The sequence below is a fragment of the Streptomyces sp. NPDC058678 genome (assembly GCF_042714835.1).
Classification (GTDB): Bacteria; Actinomycetota; Actinomycetes; order Streptomycetales; family Streptomycetaceae; genus Streptomyces.
Genome location: NZ_JBHXSG010000059.1, coordinates 38,463 through 55,425, shown reverse-complemented (window position 1 = coordinate 55,425; position 16,963 = coordinate 38,463). Strand labels below are relative to the sequence as shown.

Genomic DNA, 16,963 nt, shown 5'->3' with positions numbered 1-16,963 from the left:
TCCGGCGGATCATGCCGCAGACGCGGGGCCTGGCACGCCGATCTGCGGCGTTGTCGTCGGTTGCCGACTCCCGCCACTCTCGACTTCGCTCGAGCAGGGGGCCCCATCGCGTCGACGCCCTCCTCCGCCTTGCAGCTCGACGCACCAGGCCCAGCTCACCTGCGTCGATGAGGCGCCGCGGACTTCCTGCGACTTGATCCGCCGGACGGGCCCTAGCCCAGCCGGCGCAGCGCGTCCAGCTGGTCCAGGAACCACCGTGCCGGCGGCAGGGCGGTCGCCGCCGCGGTGAGCCTCTTCGTCCGCTCCGCCCGTTCGCCGGTCGGCATGCTCAGCGCCTGGTGCAGCGCGCCCGCCGTGCCGACCACGTCGTACGGATTGACGGCGATCGCGTCCTCGCCCAGCTCCTCGAAGGCCCCCGCCTCCCGCGACAGCACCAGCACGCACCCCTCGTCGGAGACCAGCGGCACCTCCTTGGCGACGAGGTTCATGCCGTCCCGGATGGGGTTGACGAGGGCCACGTCGGCGAGACGGTACGCGGCCAGGGAGCGCGCGAAGTCGTCCTTCAGGTGCAGCAGGACCGGGGTCCAGCCCGGCGTGCCGTACTCCGCGTTGATCTCGTCCGCCAGCCGCTGCACCTCCGCCATGTACTCCCGGTACACGGCGAGGTCCTGGCGGGACGGGTACGCGAACGCCACGTGCACCACCCGCTCACGCCACTCGGGGTGGTCGTCGAGGAGCTGCCGGTAGGCGAGCAGGCCGCGCACGATGTTCTTGGACAGCTCGGTGCGGTCGACGCGGACGATCGCGCGACGGCCTTCGCCGATCTCCGCCCGCAGCGCCACCATGCGCTCCTCGACGTCCGGCTCGTGCGACCGCTCGCGCAGGAAGTCCGCGTCCGCGCCCAGTCCGTGCACGCCGATTTGGGTGTCCCCGAGGCCCCCGGCGAACTCCGTACAGCACGCGGTGAAGGCGTCCGCCCAGCGGCGGGTGAGGAAGCCGAGCCGGTCCGCGCCGAGCATGCCGCGCAGGATCTGCCCGGCGATGTCGTCCGGCAGCATCCGGAAGTACTCCGGCGGCGCCCACGGCGTATGGGAGAAGTGGCCGATCCGCAGGTCCGGGCGCAGCTCGCGGAGCATGCCCGGGACCAGGGTGAGGTGGTAGTCCTGTACGACGACCGCCGCCCCCTGGGCCGCCTCCTGTGCCAGCGCCTCGGCGAACGCGCGGTTGTACGTCTCGTACGAGGCCCACTGCCGCCGGAACTCCGTGTCGAAGACCGGCTCCAGCGGGGTCTGGTACAGCATGTGGTGGACGAACCACAGCACGGAGTTGGCGATGCCGTTGTACGCGTCGGCGTGCACGTCGGCGGGGATGTCGAGCATCCGGACGCCCGGCTCGCCGACCCCGCGCCGCACCGCCTCGCGGTCGCCGTCGCCCAGCGCCGAGCACACCCACAGGGCGCCCGCGTCGGGTCCGATGGCGGACAGGCCCGAGACCAGCCCGCCGCCACCCCGTTTGGCGTGCAGCGAGCCGTTCTCGCGCACCTCGTACGAAACCGGGCCGCGGTTGGACGCGACGAGTACCTCAGCATGGTGCGTGGAAGCCATACGCCTCAACTTAGCCCGGCCTGTAAACACTCAAACGTTCGGGCGGCTCCGAGGGCCGTATACGGACGTAGACGGCCCTCGGACGCCGGAACACGCCCGGTCAGGCGACCTTTCGATGTGCGTACTCGACGATCTCCACCATCGGCGGCCGCTCCTCGGTGTCCACGGAGTAGGTACGCGGCTCGAAGCCGTCCTCACCCCGTTCGAACTGGGTGAGGGAGGGGCGGACGAGGTGCCCGCGGGCCAGCCGCAGCTGGGCCGTGCGGTAGATCGCGGCGGACATCCTGCCCAGCGCCTGGCCGTCCTGGTGGCGGTGCTTGCGCACACCCACGTCGACCTGGGCCAGTGCGTCGAGGCCCACCAGGTGCAGGGCGTCGATCAGCATGCCCAGCTCCACGCCGTAGCCCACCGGGAAGGGGAGCTGTTCCAGGAGCGAACGACGGGCCGCGTACTCGCCGCCGAGCGGCTGGACGAAACCGGCCAGCTGCGGCCAGTGCATGTTCAGCAGCGGGCGGGCCATCAGTTCGGTGACCCGGCCGCCCTGGCCGGCCGCGCCGCGCAGCGGACGGTCGTACATGCCCTTGACGAGGTCGATGCCGGGGTCGGTGAGCAGCGGGCCCACGATCCCGGAGACGAAGTCGGAGGAGAACTCCTTCAGGTCGGCGTCGATGAAGCAGACGATGTCGCCGCTGGTGACCAGGAGCGAGCGCCAGAGCACCTCGCCCTTGCCGGGAGCGGTCGGGATGCGGGGCAGGATGTCGTCGCGATGGACGACCCGGGCCCCCGCGGCGGCGGCCACCTCGGAGGTGCGGTCGGTGGATCCCGAGTCCACGACGACTATCTCGTCGACGAGCGGGACCTGCTGCATGAGGTCGTGACGGATCACGGCGACGATGTCACCGACCGTCTCCTCCTCGTTGAGCGCGGGCAGCACGACACTGACCGTCTGGCCCGTGGCGCGTTTCGCGGCCAGGATCTTGTGGAGCGGGCGATCGGTCTTCGACCAGGAGTGAGTGCTCAGCCAACGCTCGACTTCCTTCAGCACAGTGCGCGGCTCCTCTGCGTTCTCTCGGCGAGCGTGTGATCCATGGTCTCTCGCAGAACATGTGATCCATCTCGCGGTTCGGACGGCTATCTCAACTGTCCTGGCCTTCGGTTACAGTCTTGAACAACGCTGATGACCATCGCATGTCGGGGTCCGCGTTCCGTTTCAACGATCAACAACTACATACCGCTCATCCAGAGGGGCAGAGGGATACGGCCCGATGAAGCCCCGGCAACCCTCCAGTCGGTTCTCGTCACCAGCGAGGCTCCCGACTAGGGAAGGTGCCAAATCCGTCTCACGGCGAAGTGCGTCGTGAGGAAGATGAGGAGAAAGGGCCTCGCCTCCATGGCTGTGCAGACTGATGCAAGCACCACGAACACCGTAGACCTCGGCCCCGCCGCCGCGCTGAGCTGCCGCGAGTGCGGTCACCGCGTGCCCCTCGGCCCGGTCTTCGCCTGCGAGGAGTGTTTCGGCCCGCTCGAGATCGCCTACGACTTCTCCGCCTACGACACGGAGGAACTCCGCAAGCAGATCGAGGCGGGACCCGCGAACATCTGGCGCTACGCGCCGCTGCTGCCCGTCCCGGCCGACGTGGCGGACAAGCCGAACATCAACCCCGGCTGGACCAAGCTCGTCCAGGCCGACAACCTCGCCCGCGAGCTGGGTGTCGACGCCGGCAAGCTCTTCGTCAAGGACGACTCCGGCAACCCGACGCACTCCTTCAAGGACCGCGTCGTCGCCCAGGCCATCGAGGCCGCCCGCGCGTTCCACTTCACCACCCTCTCCTGCTCCTCCACGGGCAACCTGGCCGGTGCCGTCGGCGCCGCCGCCGCCCGCGCCGGATTCCGCTCCTGCGTGTTCATCCCGCACGACCTGGAGCAGGGCAAGGTCGTCATGGCCGCCATCTACGGCGGCGAGCTCGTCGGCATCGAGGGCAACTACGACGACGTGAACCGCTTCTGCTCCGAGCTCATCGGCGACCCGGCCGGGGAGGGCTGGGGCTTCGTCAACGTCAACCTGCGGCCGTACTACGCCGAGGGCTCCAAGACCCTGGCGTACGAGATCTGCGAGCAGCTCGGCTGGCGGCTCCCGGACCAGCTGGTCGTCCCGATCGCCTCCGGCTCGCAGCTCACGAAGATCGACAAGGGGCTGCAGGAGCTGATCAAGCTCGGGCTCGTCGAGGACAAGCCGTACAAGATCTTCGGTGCGCAGGCCGAGGGCTGCTCGCCGGTGTCCGTCGCCTACAAGGCCGGTCACGACGTCGTCCGGCCGCAGAAGCCGAACACCATCGCCAAGTCGCTCGCGATCGGCAACCCGGCGGACGGTCCCTACGTCCTCGACATCGCGCGGCGTACCGGCGGTGCGGTGGAGGACGTGAACGACGAGCAGGTCGTGGACGCGATCAAGCTCCTCGCGCGCACGGAGGGCATCTTCGCGGAGACCGCCGGTGGTGTGACCGTGGGTGTGACGCGGAAGCTGATCGAGAGCGGTCTCCTCGACCCGACGAAGACCACGGTCGTGCTGAACACCGGTGACGGTCTCAAGACGTTGGACGCGGTGGCGGGGACCGGGCTGACTGCGACCATTCGTCCGAACCTCGATTCGTTCCGCGAGGCCGGACTCGCATAGCCGTTGTCATCTGCGGGCCGGTGGGGGCTGGTCGCGCAGTTCCCCGCGCCCCTGAGGGCGATTACCTGACCGGAGGTCATCAGACATGAGCGTTACCGTCCGCATCCCCACCATCCTGCGCACCTACACCGGTGGCAAGGCCGAGGTGGCCGCCGAGGGGGCCACCCTCGCCGAGGTCATCACCGACCTGGAGAAGAACCACACCGGCATCGCCGCGCGAGTCCTGGACGACCAGGGCAAGCTGCGGCGGTTCGTCAACGTGTACGTCAACGACGACGACGTCCGCTTCGAGCAGGGCCTGGAGACGGCGACGCCGGACGGTGCCGGAGTCTCCATCATTCCGGCCGTCGCCGGCGGCTGATTATTACCGTCGGTAACGCCGGTTACCGAGCGTTTCATTGAATTGCCCCCTCCGTGAGAGAAGCGGAGGGGGCAATTCAATGTGGTTGAGCGCGGTACAGTTGGGGAACGCGATGCCGATCCCCGGGTCGGAAGCCCTTGATCTCCACCTTGCACCCGATAAGAAGTAGCCAAAGTGTGCGCTTCTTTCGCGGCTTTTGTGCTTTTTGTGGAGCCCGACTTGCCCCGAATTCGGGTGAATTCTCGCCACATTCCGGACCCCGCGCGTCCGGAATTCTCGTCCGATTGACCTGTTGCAGAGGGCAGTTGGACAGATACATTCGGCCGCGGTCGACGCGTTCCGGCGCACGCCCCCAACCATGTGGGGGGTGAGGTCTGACCCGGATCCGCGAAGTGCGGATCTGTGCAAGGGCCAGTAATAGGGGAGTTAGGCATGGCTCAGGGCACCGTCAAGTGGTTCAACGCGGAGAAGGGGTACGGCTTCATCGCGGTCGACGGTGGTGCGGATGTTTTCGTCCACTACAGCGCGATTCAGATGGACGGCTACCGCACCCTGGAGGAAGGTCAGCGAGTCGATTTCGAGATCTCGCAGGGCCAGAAGGGGCCGCAGGCGGACATGGTCCGACTGGCGACCGGCTGAAGCACGCGCCGACTGACAGCGACGTTCTTCTGTTCTTCGAAGGGCTCGTATCCCATGGGGAGTCATGGGTTACGAGCCCTTCGGCATGTCCGGAACGGGTCGCCGCGGTGCGGACCGTTCCCCGGTGGGCGCTTGCGCCCACCCGTCACCCGACCGCCACCCCTCAACGAGCCCGCTTCGCGGGCGCTTGCACTCTCGAGGGGCGAGTGCTAATCATTGGCGTTAGCACTCTGAAGGTGAGAGTGACAACGAGGACCGGGTCGGTGAGGCCCGCAGGCCATGTGGGGCAAGGAACCACGAGGCAGGCAGGCCGTCCGTCGCGGGCGCCAGCGCGGTCCGGAGAAATCCACCCCCTGTCCGGGAGGACCACTTCACATGGCCAAGATCATCGCGTTCAACGAGGAGGCACGGCGCGGTCTCGAGCGCGGGATGAACCAGCTCGCCGACGCCGTCAAGGTCACTCTTGGCCCCAAGGGCCGCAACGTCGTCCTCGAGAAGAAGTGGGGCGCGCCCACGATCACCAACGATGGTGTTTCCATCGCCAAGGAGATCGAGCTCGAGGACCCGTACGAGAAGATCGGCGCCGAGCTGGTCAAGGAAGTCGCCAAGAAGACGGACGACGTCGCCGGCGACGGAACCACCACAGCGACCGTGCTCGCCCAGGCGCTCGTCCGCGAGGGCCTGCGCAACGTAGCCGCCGGCGCCAACCCGATGGCTCTCAAGCGCGGTATCGAGAAGGCCGTCGAGGCCGTCTCCGGTGCCCTGCTCGAGCAGGCCAAGGACGTCGAGACCAAGGAGCAGATCGCCTCCACGGCCTCCATCTCCGCCGCCGACACCCAGATCGGCGAGCTCATCGCCGAGGCGATGGACAAGGTCGGCAAGGAAGGCGTCATCACCGTCGAGGAGTCCCAGACCTTCGGGCTTGAGCTTGAGCTCACCGAGGGTATGCGCTTCGACAAGGGCTACATCTCGGCGTACTTCGCCACCGACATGGAGCGTATGGAGGCGTCGCTCGACGACCCGTACATCCTGATCGCCAACTCCAAGATCGGTTCCGTCAAGGACCTGCTCCCGCTCCTGGAGAAGGTCATGCAGTCGGGCAAGCCGCTGCTGATCATCGCCGAGGACGTCGAGGGCGAGGCCCTGTCGACCCTGGTCGTCAACAAGATCCGTGGCACCTTCAAGTCCGTCGCCGTCAAGGCCCCGGGCTTCGGTGACCGCCGCAAGGCGATGCTGAACGACATCGCCATCCTCACCGGCGGCGAGGTCATCTCCGAGGAGGTCGGCCTCAAGCTGGAGAACACCTCCATCGACCTCCTGGGCCGTGCCCGCAAGGTCGTCATCACCAAGGACGAGACCACCATCGTCGACGGTGCCGGCTCCTCCGAGCAGGTTCAGGGCCGGGTCAACCAGATCCGCGCCGAGATCGAGAACAGCGACTCCGACTACGACCGCGAGAAGCTCCAGGAGCGCCTGGCGAAGCTCGCGGGCGGCGTGGCCGTCATCAAGGCCGGTGCCGCGACCGAGGTCGAGCTCAAGGAGCGCAAGCACCGCATCGAGGACGCCGTTCGCAACGCGAAGGCGGCCGTCGAGGAGGGCATCGTCGCCGGTGGTGGCGTGGCCCTCATCCAGGCCTCCTCGGTCTTCGAGAAGCTGGACCTGGAGGGTGACGAGCTGACCGGCGCCAACGCCGTGAAGCTGGCCCTGGAGGCCCCGCTCAAGCAGATCGCCGTCAACGGTGGCCTCGAGGGTGGCGTCATCGTCGAGAAGGTGCGCAACCTGCCCGTCGGCCACGGCCTGAACGCCGCGACCGGTGAGTACGTCGACATGATCGCCGAAGGCATCATCGACCCGGCGAAGGTGACGCGCTCTGCCCTGCAGAACGCCGCCTCCATCGCCGCGCTGTTCCTCACCACCGAGGCCGTCATCGCCGACAAGCCGGAGAAGGCGGGCGCTGCCCCGGCCGGCGGCGGCATGCCGGGCGGTGACATGGACTTCTGATCCTCTCGAGGATCGCGAGTTCATCGCTGTACGACGCCGAGGGCGGTACTCCCTGGAGACAGGGGGTGCCGCCCTCGGGCGTGTCCGGGATCACAGCCCGGGCGGAATGTGGTGGCCGGTGGGTCAGTTGAAACCTGCGTACCGTATATGCGCATGCACATACCGCCTGGTTTCATTGGAGCCCCCACGTGACCGCCACCACCGCCGAGTCCACCTCCCGCGCGGCCCGCATCCTCGCCCGGCCGACCGCGATCAACGGCCTGACCGTCCCGAACCGCATCGTGATGGCGCCCATGACCCGCGCGTTCTCCCCGGGCGGCATCCCCGGCGCGGACGTGGCGTCGTACTACGCGCGCCGCGCCGCCGCGGGCGTCGGCCTGATCGTCACCGAGGGCACCTACGTCGGCCACGAGTCGGCGGGGCAGAGCGACAGCATCCCGCGCTTCCACGGCGAGGAGCAGCTCGCCGGCTGGGCGAAGGTCGCCGCTGACGTGCACGCGGCGGGCGGCACCATCGTGCCGCAGCTGTGGCACATCGGCATGGTGCGCGAGCAGGGCCAGCCGCCGTACGCCGACGCCCCCGCCGTCGGCCCCTCCGGCCTGCGCATCGGCGCCGACGAGCCCACCGGCAAGGCGATGACCCGGCGCGACCTGGACGACGTCATCGGCGCGTTCGCCGAGGCCGCCGCGGCCGCCGAGCGGATCGGCTTCGACGGTGTGGAGATCCACGGCGCCCACGGCTACCTCGTGGACCAGTTCCTGTGGGCCGGCACCAACCGCCGTACGGACGCCTACGGCGGCGACCCGGTGGCCCGCGCCAGGTTCGCCGAGGAGATCGTGGCGGCGGTCCGCGAGACCGTCTCGGCCGACTTCCCCGTGATCTTCCGCTACTCGCAGTGGAAGCAGGAGGCGTACCGCGCGCGTCTCGCCGAGACCCCCGAGGAGCTGGAGGCCGTCCTCGCCCCGCTCGCCGCGGCCGGTGTCGACGCCTTCCACGCCTCCACCCGCCGCTACTGGCTGCCCGAGTTCGACGGCTCGGACCTCAACCTGGCCGGCTGGACCAAGAAGCTCACCGGAAAGCCGGTCATCACGGTCGGCTCGGTCGGCCTCGACGGCGACTTCATCAAGGGCTTCATGGGCGAGGGTTCTCCGCTCAGGGGCATCGACGACCTGCTCGACCGGCTGGAGGCCGAGGAGTTCGACCTGATCGCCGTGGGCCGCGCCCTGCTCCAGGACCCGGAGTGGGCGGCCAAGGTGCTCTCCGACCGCTTCGCCGAGCTGAAGCCGTACGACGCGGCGGCGCTGAAGACCCTGAGCTGATCTCCAGGTCCCTCTAGTGTTCGAGAGATGCGGATACTGCATCTCTCGGACACCCACCTCGACCGGACCGCCACCCCCAACAAGTACGGCGTCGACGCCACCGAGTCGCTGCGCCTGATGCTCGCCGAACTCCGGCACCAGCAGGGCGTGGACGCGATCGTCGTGACCGGCGACCTCGCCGACGCCGGGGAGGTGGAGGCCTACGCGGCCGTCCGTGACCTGGTCGGGGAGTTCGCGCGGCGCACGGGCGCGCCGGTCTTCCTCACCACCGGCAACCACGACGAGCGGACGGCCTTCACCAAGGTGCTCGGCAGCGGCCACCTGACGGCGGACGGCACCGAACGCGCCGAGACGGTACTGGAGTCGGCCGTCGGTGAGCGGGCTGCGGTGAGCACGGTCGGCGGTTGGCGGTTCGTCACGCTGGACTCGCTGGTGCCGGGGAAGGTGCACGGCCACCTGAGCCCGGCCCAACTGGGCTGGCTGCGCCAGGTGTTGAGCGAGCCCGCGCCGAAGGGCACGATCCTCGCCTTCCACCACCCGCCGATCGCGCTGGACGTCGAGACGCAGCGCGTCTTCGGCCTGCGCGACCCGGAGGACCTGGCGGCGGTGATCGAGGGCACCGACGTGCGGGTCGTCCTCACCGGCCACTTCCACCTCCAGCTCCTCGGTTTCCTGGCGGCCGTGCCGGTCTGGGTCACCCCCGGCGTGGTCAACCGCATCGACCTGACGGCGGCACCAGGCACGGAACGGGCGGTGCGCGGGGCGTCCGCCTCCCTGGTGGAGCTGGGCGGGGCGACCGGCCCCCTGTTCCACACCTTCCACGCGCGGGACCCGCGGGCCCACGAGACGGTGTGGGAGCTGGGAGAGGAGCAGGTGCGGTCGCTTGTCGAGAATCATGGCTGAGGGCAGTGATTCAGCGGAGCAACGATCAGGAGGAGCGCCGACGATGACGACATCCGAGCCCCGAGACCCCGGGACCGACTCCGCCGCACCGCCCGTGGTCCGTACCCGCGCCGGTGCGGTGCGCGGGCGCCGGGAGGGCGCGCTGACCGTCTTCCGCGGTATCCCGTTCGCCGCCCCGCCGGTCGGGGAGGCCCGTTTCCAGGCGCCGCGCCCGGCCCCGGCGTGGGACGGCATACGCGACGCGTACTCCTTCGGCCCGCCGCCCCCGCAGGAGGCGGCCTTCCTGGGCCGTGGCGACGTACGGGACGTGCCCCCGGGTGACGACTGGCTGACGGTCAACGTCTGGACGCCCGACCCGGACCCGGCCGCCCACCGTCCGGTCATGGTGTGGATCTACGGCGGCGCCTACAAGCTCGGCCACGCCGGCAGCCCGGGCTATGACGCCCGGCACATCGCGCACGACGGCGACGTCGTGGTCGTCAGCCTGAACTACCGCGTCGGCATCGAGGGTTTCGCCCACATCGACGGGGCGCCCGCCAACCGCGGCCTGCTCGACCAGGTCGCCGCCCTGGAGTGGGTGCGGGACAACATCACGGCGTTCGGCGGCGACCCCGGCCAGGTGACCGTCTTCGGCGAGTCGGCCGGCGCGGGGTCGGCGGCGGCCCTGCTGGCCATGCCGAGGGCGTCCGGCCTGTTCCGGCGGGCCATCGCCCAGAGCGTGCCGGGCACCTACTTCTCCGACGCGCTGGCCCGTGACATCGCGACGGCGATCGCGGCGGAGGCGGGGCTGCGGCCCACGGTGGCCGATCTGTCCACGGTCGACCCGCGCGCACTGCCCGCCGCGGGCGAGGCACTGGGCACGAAGATGCTGCAGTACGTCGGCAGGTGGGGTCAGGCCGCTCCCACGCTGACCCCCTTCTCCCCTGTCGTCGACGGCGAGGTGCTGCCGGTCACGCCCTGGCAGGCGCTGGCCGCCGGGGCGGGCCGGGACGTGGAGCTGGTCGTCGGTCACAACCGGGACGAGTTCCGGCTGTTCCTGGCGATGGGCGGGCAGCTGGGGATGATCACGGAGGAGCAGGCGCGGGGGGCGTTGCGGTTGTTCGCCCCGGGTGCGGCCGGAGAGGCGGGGTACCGCGCGGCCTTCCCCGACGCCTCACCGGGTGAGCTGTTCGAACGCGTCCAGACCGACTGGCTGTTCGCCATGCCCAGCCATCACCTGGCCGAGGCGCAGACCACGGGCGGCGGCCGCGCCCACCTCTACGAACTGACCTGGCCGGCGCCGGGCAACGGAGGCGCCCTGGGTGCCTGCCACGCGCTGGACATCCCGCTGCTCTTCGGCACGTTCACCGCCGATGTCGGCCTCATGCTGTTCCCCGGCGGGGAGGTCCCGCCGGAGGCCGAGGCGCTGTCGGCCCGCTTCCGGGCGTCCTGGACGGCGTTCGCGAGGACGGGCGACCCGGGCTGGCCGGCGTACGGCACCGAGGAGCGGCTGGTACAGGTGCTGGACGTGGAGCCGCAGGTCAGGGCCTATCCGGAGGAGGCGTCGAGGCGTATGTGGGAGGGGTACGAGTTCGCGCCGATGCCGCTGCTGACGTGAGTGAGCCCTACAGGTTCCCGAGCGGCTCGATGTCGACGCGCACCGGGGTGCCCCACACGCGCAGCACCTCGTAGTCGGTGAACTCGTGCACGAGCCGGTAGGCCATGGCCGCCCGGGGCCCGCGCCGCTGGGCGGCGAGATACAGCTCGGCCTCGTGCCGGTCCCGACGGGGGGTCCCGCACAGCTGCCACGCCTGTCCGTTCCACAGCTCCGGCAGCCAGCGCTGCTGGGGCTGCGGCCGGTCCTCCCGCACGCCGTACCGGGAAGGGGTGGGATCGGCGGGGCGGGCATGCGCGGAGGGTCCGTTGAACTCGGAGCGCCGGGCCGCCCGCCGCCGGGTCTCGCACAGCAGACACAGGTCGGGGGCGTTCTCGTCGACCGGGCCGCCCGGGTGTTCGGGGCACCGCGTGGAGGGCACGGCCCCGGTGACGCTGTCCGCCAACAGGTCCAGGGCGCGCTTGAGGTCCGCCTTGACCTCGTGGAGCCGGGTGTCCGGGGTGTCACCGGTGAGGGCCTCGCCGTGCTCTCCGAGGAGACGCAGGGCGCGGCCGAGGGCGGTGAGCTGGGCGTGGTTCATTGGGTGCGGCTCCGGTTCTCGCGGGTGCCTCGGGCTGGACGCTGCATCAGCGGATGCGCCCGACCTTGAGTCGGTCCTCTGCCTCCAGCCCGGACGCAGCCCTCTCACGGGCCCGGGCTTCGGCGATGTCCGCCTCGTCGCGCAGCCGCTGCAGTTCTTCCAGCTCGCTCATCGGGATGAGCGCGGCCGCGGGCTTGCCGTACTCGGTGATCAGGATGTGCTCCTGGCCGTGCCGGACCCGGCCGACCAGTTGACCGAGTTGGTTGCGGGCTTCCACCAGCGGATACGTCTCCATGGGGGAACCGTACACACCTGCGACTGTGTGCGATGCGTATGCCGACGGAAGGCGGATGTCGTCATACCGGTGTCCTTCCTCGTCGCTGCGCCATGGCGCAGCGACGAGGAAGGACACGTCGCTGCGCCATGGCGGCGCGAATCCCTGCCGTGTGGGCGTGGCTCGGGCGGGTTGAGGCCCTCCGGCCATTCCTTGCAAAGAGGGCTCGGAGCTGGGGGCTTGAGCTTCGGGACCGGTCAGCCCATGCTCTTGGCACCGTCCAGGGCCTCGCGGATGATGTCGGCGTGGCCGGCGTGCTGGGCGGTCTCGGAGGCGATGTGCAGCAGCACCCTGCGGGCCGACCATCGAGCCCCGGGCTTGTTCCATGGGGCCTTGGGCAGCGGGTGGGTGGCGTTCAGGTCGGGCAGGGTCGTGACGAGTTCGTCGGTCCGGCGGGCCGTCTCGTCGTAGTCGGCCAGCACACCGGCCAGCGTCTCGCCGGGCAGCATCCGGAACTCGTCGGCCCGCCGGGCGAAGTCGGCCTCGGTCATGGCGGTGAAGTCGGGCATCGCTGTCGGGCCGTTGAGGATGAACTCCGCCCAGTGCCGCTCCACCGATGTGACGTGTTTGATCAGGCCGCCCAGACACAGCTCACTGACGGTGGTCCGCTGCCCGGCTTGTTCGTCGGTGAGGTCCCGGGCGGTGAAGCGCAGGAAGTGCCGGCTGTGGGCCAGCGTTTCCAGCAGGTCGGCGCGCTCGTCGGTCGCGATGGCGTGTGTGGTGTCGGTCATGCGGCCACGCTAGAAGTCATGTAGGTCAGATCCTGACCTCCATGACCGCCGTAGCGCGTCACGGTGGCGGGGTCGTCCTCCAGCCGTCCGGTGCCGACACCTTCGAGGTAGACCAGTGGGCAGGCGCGTCGTCGCAGCGCCGAAGGGCGGGAGTGGGACTGTCCGCCGGAGTCGACGGGGCCTGCGCCGCGAGGAGGTGCTGCGGGCGAGGGTCCGCAGAGTCAACAAGGAGGAGCGGCTGCCCGGTTGAGGCGGTCGTACTGGTCCCGGGTCAGTCGGATGTCCGCCGCCGCCACGTTCTCCTCCAGGTGTCCCAGGCTCGCCGTACCCGGAATCGGCGCCATCACCGGCGAGTGCGCGAGCAGCCACGCCAGGGCGACCTGTGTCGGGGTCGCCTCCAGTTCGGATGCCACGGCCGCGATCTCGGGCTCCTTGTCCGCCGCCCCGGGCGCCAGCGGACGCCACGGCAGGAACGCGATGTCCGCCGCCTCGCACGCCTTGAGTACCGGCTCGTACTCGCGGTCGAGCAGGTTGTAGCGGTTCTGGACGCTCGCGATGTCGACGATCGAGCGGGCCTCGGCCAGCTCCGCGACCGTGACCTCGGACAGGCCGATCCGGCCGATCTTGCCTTGGGAGCGGAGTTCGCCCAGTGCTCCCAGCTGGTCGGCGAGCGGGGTGTCCGGGTCGATGCGGTGGAGTTGGAGGAGTTCGACGCGGTCGGTGCGGAGGCGGCGCAGGGCTTCGTCCACCTGGGTGCGCAGGGAGGCCGGGCGGGCGTCGTAGGCCCATGCGTCGGCGGCCGGCCGGACGACGCCGACCTTTGTGGTGACGAGGAGGCCGGAGGGGTAGGGGTGCAGCGCCTCGGCGACCAGTTCCTCGTTGGCTCCCCAGCCGTACAAGTGGGCCGTGTCGATGAGGGTCACGCCCAGTTCGACCGCCCGCCGGAGCAGCGCGACGGACGCGGCGCGGGCGTCCGCCGGCTCGGTCGGCAGTCGCATCGCGCCGAATCCGAGCCGGCGTATCTCCAGGTCTCCGCCGACACGGAACGTGGTCGTGGGCTTCATTTCGGTTCCTCCCCCTGGTCGAACGCCCACGCTAACAAGACCAGTTGGCGTATCAGCGGGCCGCCGCCAGCGCGACGCGCAGGTGGCCGTCGGAGTCCTCCAGGAGGCGGGCCGCCGTCGGACCGTCGACGCCGGCCAGGATGGTCAGGATGGCGTTCTTCACCTCGCCGTCGGTGGCGGCGAGGGCCCGCTCGATCTCGTCGTCCCGCGCGCCGGTGGCGAGGGCGACGATGCGGCGGGAGCGGGCGCGCAGCTTCTCGTTCGAGGCGCGTACGTCGACCATGAGGTTCCCGTACGTCTTGCCCAGGCGGATCATCGTGATCGTCGACAGCATGTTGAGGACGAGCTTCTGGGCCGTGCCCGCCTTCAGGCGGGTGGAGCCGGTGAGCAGCTCGGGGCCGACGACGATCTCGATGCCGTGCTCGGCGGCCGCCGCGAGCGCGCTGCCCGCGTTGCAGGCCAGGCCGATGGTCAAGGCGCCCTGATGCCGGGCGTGTTCCACCGCGCCGATGGCGTACGGGGTACGGCCGGAGGCGGAGATGCCGACCACCGTGTCGGCGGCGGTCAGCGCGAGGGCGTCGAGGTCGGCGCGGGCCAGCTCCGCCGAGTCCTCGGCCCCTTCGACCGAGGTGATCATGGCCTCCCGGCCGCCCGCGATCAGCCCGACGACCTGCTCCGGCTCGGTGTTGAAGGTCGGCGGACACTCGGACGCGTCCAGCACCCCGAGCCGTCCGGCGGTACCGGCGCCCGCGTAGACCAGCCGCCCGCCCCGCTCCATCCGCTCGGCCACGGCGTCGATCGCGGCGGCGATCTCCGGCAGCCGTCGCGCCACCGCGTCCGGCACGGAGGCGTCCTCGCCGTTCATGAGACGGGCGATGTCGAGGGTGGGCAGCCGGTCGATGTCGGCGAGCTCGGGGCGGAAGGCCTCGGTGGTGAGGGACTCCAACTGGGCCTGGAGGTCACGGGGGTCGGAGGTGGAGGTCATGGCGTGACGGCTCTTTTCCACGTCGTTCTGTCGGTCTGCCCTGCGGTCTACCGCCGGTGCCGGTGCGCGAGCGCCTCGTACGACGCCGCCAGCGCCGGCGCCGCCGTCTCGTACGTCTGCTGCGCCACCCCCACCAGCAGACAGTCCACCACCAGCAACTGGCTGGTCCGCGACGACATGGCCGCCGGCCGGAGTTCACTCTCGCGGGCCGTGGACGTGGTCAGCACATGGTCGGCGTACTGCGTGACGGGTCCGTCGGGCCGGCCGGTGATCGCCACCGTCGTCGCCCCGTGCTCGAAGGCGACCCGGAGCGGCTCGATGACGTCACCGGTTGAGCCCGAGTGGGTGATCGCCATCGCCACGTCCCCCGCGCGCAGTTGCACGGCGTTGGTGACGGCGAGGTGCGGATCGCTGTGGGCGTGCGCGATCAGCCCTATCCGCAGCAGCTTCTGGGTGAGGTCCTGGGCGACCAGCCCGCTCGCACCGACCCCGTACACGTCCGTGCGCCGCGCCCCCGCCAGCGCGGACACCGCCGCCGCGAGCTGCACGGTGTCGAGGCCGGCCGCCGTGTCGGCGAGGGTCTGCTGTTCGTCGTACGCGAGCTTCGCCACCACGTCGGCGATGGGATCGTCCACCGCGATGTCCGTGGTGATCGCGGGCGCGCGGCCGGACTGCTGCTGGGCGGCGAGGCCGGCGAGGGCGAGGCGCAGGTCGCGGTAGCCGGGGTAGCCCAGGACGCGGGCGGTGCGCACGACGGTCGCCTCGCTGGTGCCGGTGAGTTCGGCGAGGCCGGTGACCGTGAGGGCGGCGCAGCCGGCCGGGTCGTGCGCGACGGCCTCGGCGACGCGCTGCATGGAGCGGGTCATCGAGGGCGCGAGGGTGCGCACCTTGGCGGCGAGGCTGTTGCCGAAAATTTCCTTCACGTTCCGGGTCACACCTGAAAGATATTTTCGGCTCGGTGTCGGGGTCAAGAGTGCGCACAATGGGTGCATGGACCCCATCAGCCCCCTGGAGCAGGCGTTGCACGCGGCGCGCGCCCTCGTGCTCGCCGACCTGGCCGCGTGCGAGGTGGCCGCAGCGGACGTGGTGTCGATGGTCGAGGACTCCGTCGTGCAGCGGCGCTGGTGGGTCGAGCAGTGGCCGGAGGGCGCGGGCTTCGTGGCCGGGCTGGTCGCACAGGACGTACAGGACTCGCTCCTCGACCGGTACGGACGCTGGCCGCTGTGCCCGGTGTGCGGCACCGGCGACCCGCACGCCCTGGACGTCGAGCCGGAACTCGGGCCCGACCCGCACTGGGTGTGCCACAAGGCGGGTGTGAAGGTCGCCGCGGTGGGGGCGCTCGGGTCGGCGACCGGCGGGGCGCCGTCGTCGTGACGGTGTACATCGACCCGCCCACCTGGCCGGGCCACGGGCGCCTGTGGTCCCACCTCGTCAGCGACGTCTCGTACGCCGAACTGCACACGTTCGCCGAGAAGTTGGGCGTGCCCCCGCGGGCCTTCGAGCGGGACCACTACGACATCCCGTCGCACCGGTACGCCGAGGTGGTGTCCGCGGGAGCGGTGGAGGTCAGCAGCCGTGAGGTGGTGCGGCTGCTGCACGGGGCGGGGCTGCGGAGGCGGAAGGGACGCAATCAGCCGCGTAGTTCGTAGGCGTAGTGCTCGTCGTCGCCGGCCTCGCCACTCACCTTGGTGAACCCGGCACGCGAGATCACCCGCTGGGACGGAAGGTTCCCCCGCTCGATCACCGCGAACAGCACCCGCACCTCCGGGCGGGCCAGCGCCCACCGCGACAGCACGCGCAGCGCCTCCGTGGCGAAGCCGTTGCCGCGGGCGGACTCGGCGAGGTCGTAGCCGATCTCGACGCGGCCCTCCTCGTCCGGCGGCCCGTGGAAGCCCATCGCGCCGACCGCGAGGCCGTCCTCCCGCCGCACGAGCGCGAACATCCCCCACTCCGGCCGGTGCACGCCCGCCTCGTACGCCGTCACCAACAGCCCGGCGCCGTCCCGGGTCCCCTGGATCGGTCCGTCCGCGACCCAGGCGAACCCGCCCTCACCGCCCAGGTTCAGGTCGGCCGCGGCGGCGGGGGTGACGCCCTGCAGAATGAGCCGGTCGGAGTGGATGCGAATCGGGGCGTCGCCCACGGAGGGTGATCCTTCCTGCGGAGGTCCAGGTCTG

Annotated in this window: 17 protein-coding genes, 1 pseudogene and 1 riboswitch; of the genes and pseudogenes, 9 read left to right on the top strand and 9 right to left on the bottom strand. The window is 70.5% G+C overall.

Translation table 11 applies throughout. The annotated features are described in order from the left end of the window. Positions 1-212: 212 nt before the first annotated feature. Together ACFWWR_RS37600 and ACFWWR_RS37595 are read right to left on the bottom strand one after the other, a co-directional pair. Positions 213-1,604, bottom strand: coding sequence for a trehalose-6-phosphate synthase (locus ACFWWR_RS37600; RefSeq protein ID WP_384308104.1), 1,392 nt, complete (start codon positions 1,602-1,604; stop codon positions 213-215). Between the two features lie 100 nt (positions 1,605-1,704). Then, positions 1,705-2,649, bottom strand: a complete 945-nt coding sequence (locus ACFWWR_RS37595; protein WP_383870614.1) for a glucosyl-3-phosphoglycerate synthase — start codon at positions 2,647-2,649, stop codon at positions 1,705-1,707. Positions 2,650-2,836: 187 nt separating this feature from the next. After that, positions 2,837-2,977: riboswitch (SAM riboswitch) on the top strand. Between the two features lie 17 nt (positions 2,978-2,994). Here ACFWWR_RS37595 and thrC point away from each other — a divergent pair. The 7 genes from thrC to ACFWWR_RS37560 all read left to right on the top strand — a co-directional run bounded on the left by thrC (position 2,995) and on the right by ACFWWR_RS37560 (position 11,098). Further along, a complete protein-coding gene (gene thrC, locus ACFWWR_RS37590; RefSeq protein ID WP_383870617.1) occupies positions 2,995-4,278 on the top strand; it encodes a threonine synthase in 1,284 nt (427 codons plus the stop codon). Positions 4,279-4,363: 85 nt separating this feature from the next. Further along, positions 4,364-4,639 (top strand): MoaD/ThiS family protein, encoded by a 276-nt coding sequence (locus tag ACFWWR_RS37585; protein WP_053749951.1) that lies wholly within the window; start codon positions 4,364-4,366, stop codon positions 4,637-4,639. Between the two features lie 432 nt (positions 4,640-5,071). Continuing rightward, positions 5,072-5,278 (top strand): cold-shock protein, encoded by a 207-nt coding sequence (locus tag ACFWWR_RS37580; protein ID WP_007493268.1) that lies wholly within the window; start codon positions 5,072-5,074, stop codon positions 5,276-5,278. Positions 5,279-5,653: 375 nt separating this feature from the next. Beyond that, positions 5,654-7,279 carry a chaperonin GroEL gene (gene groL, locus ACFWWR_RS37575; protein ID WP_383870623.1) on the top strand — a complete coding sequence of 542 codons (1,626 nt, stop codon included), beginning with the start codon at positions 5,654-5,656 and terminating at the stop codon, positions 7,277-7,279. A 188-nt stretch (positions 7,280-7,467) separates the two neighbouring features. Continuing rightward, entirely contained in the window at positions 7,468-8,598 is a 1,131-nt protein-coding gene (locus ACFWWR_RS37570; RefSeq protein ID WP_383870626.1) for an NADH:flavin oxidoreductase, read from the top strand. A 27-nt stretch (positions 8,599-8,625) separates the two neighbouring features. Next, on the top strand, positions 8,626-9,501 hold the full coding sequence (locus ACFWWR_RS37565) for a metallophosphoesterase (RefSeq protein WP_384308101.1): 876 nt from the start codon (positions 8,626-8,628) through the stop codon (positions 9,499-9,501). A 43-nt stretch (positions 9,502-9,544) separates the two neighbouring features. Then, positions 9,545-11,098, top strand: coding sequence for a carboxylesterase/lipase family protein (locus tag ACFWWR_RS37560; protein WP_384308098.1), 1,554 nt, complete (start codon positions 9,545-9,547; stop codon positions 11,096-11,098). A gap of 7 nt (positions 11,099-11,105) precedes the next feature. Here the strand turns inward: ACFWWR_RS37560 and ACFWWR_RS37555 are convergent, their stop codons facing one another. From ACFWWR_RS37555 to ACFWWR_RS37530, 6 genes are all read right to left on the bottom strand, one after another. Beyond that, complete coding sequence (locus tag ACFWWR_RS37555; protein ID WP_383870632.1) at positions 11,106-11,675, bottom strand: hypothetical protein; 570 nt, start codon at positions 11,673-11,675, stop codon at positions 11,106-11,108. 46 nt (positions 11,676-11,721) lie between these two features. Further along, the gene (locus ACFWWR_RS37550; protein ID WP_383870635.1) at positions 11,722-11,970 is read right to left on the bottom strand and encodes a type II toxin-antitoxin system Phd/YefM family antitoxin; all 249 of its coding nucleotides are present in this window, start codon (positions 11,968-11,970) and stop codon (positions 11,722-11,724) included. A 236-nt stretch (positions 11,971-12,206) separates the two neighbouring features. After that, entirely contained in the window at positions 12,207-12,740 is a 534-nt protein-coding gene (locus ACFWWR_RS37545; RefSeq protein WP_383870638.1) for a DinB family protein, read from the bottom strand. Positions 12,741-12,961: 221 nt separating this feature from the next. After that, positions 12,962-13,804, bottom strand: coding sequence for an aldo/keto reductase (locus ACFWWR_RS37540; RefSeq protein ID WP_384308095.1), 843 nt, complete (start codon positions 13,802-13,804; stop codon positions 12,962-12,964). 52 nt (positions 13,805-13,856) lie between these two features. After that, positions 13,857-14,789, bottom strand: a complete 933-nt coding sequence (gene murQ / locus ACFWWR_RS37535; RefSeq protein ID WP_383870644.1) for an N-acetylmuramic acid 6-phosphate etherase — start codon at positions 14,787-14,789, stop codon at positions 13,857-13,859. Between the two features lie 47 nt (positions 14,790-14,836). Beyond that, on the bottom strand, positions 14,837-15,724 hold the full coding sequence (locus ACFWWR_RS37530) for a MurR/RpiR family transcriptional regulator (RefSeq protein WP_383870647.1): 888 nt from the start codon (positions 15,722-15,724) through the stop codon (positions 14,837-14,839). A gap of 55 nt (positions 15,725-15,779) precedes the next feature. On the opposite strand from ACFWWR_RS37530, the gene ACFWWR_RS37525 reads away from it, so the two are divergent. After that, positions 15,780-16,163, top strand: coding sequence for a hypothetical protein (locus tag ACFWWR_RS37525; protein ID WP_383870650.1), 384 nt, complete (start codon positions 15,780-15,782; stop codon positions 16,161-16,163). Beyond that, entirely contained in the window at positions 16,160-16,438 is a 279-nt protein-coding gene (locus ACFWWR_RS37520; protein WP_383870653.1) for a DUF4031 domain-containing protein, read from the top strand. The genes ACFWWR_RS37525 and ACFWWR_RS37520 overlap by 4 nt, the downstream gene beginning before the upstream one ends. On the opposite strand, the pseudogene ACFWWR_RS37515 reads toward ACFWWR_RS37520, so the two are convergent. Continuing rightward, positions 16,420-16,908 (bottom strand): annotated as a pseudogene (locus ACFWWR_RS37515) (GNAT family N-acetyltransferase); the annotation flags it as partial. The gene ACFWWR_RS37520 and the pseudogene ACFWWR_RS37515 sit on opposite strands and share 19 nt — an antisense overlap. Between the last annotated feature and the right edge of the window lie 55 nt (positions 16,909-16,963).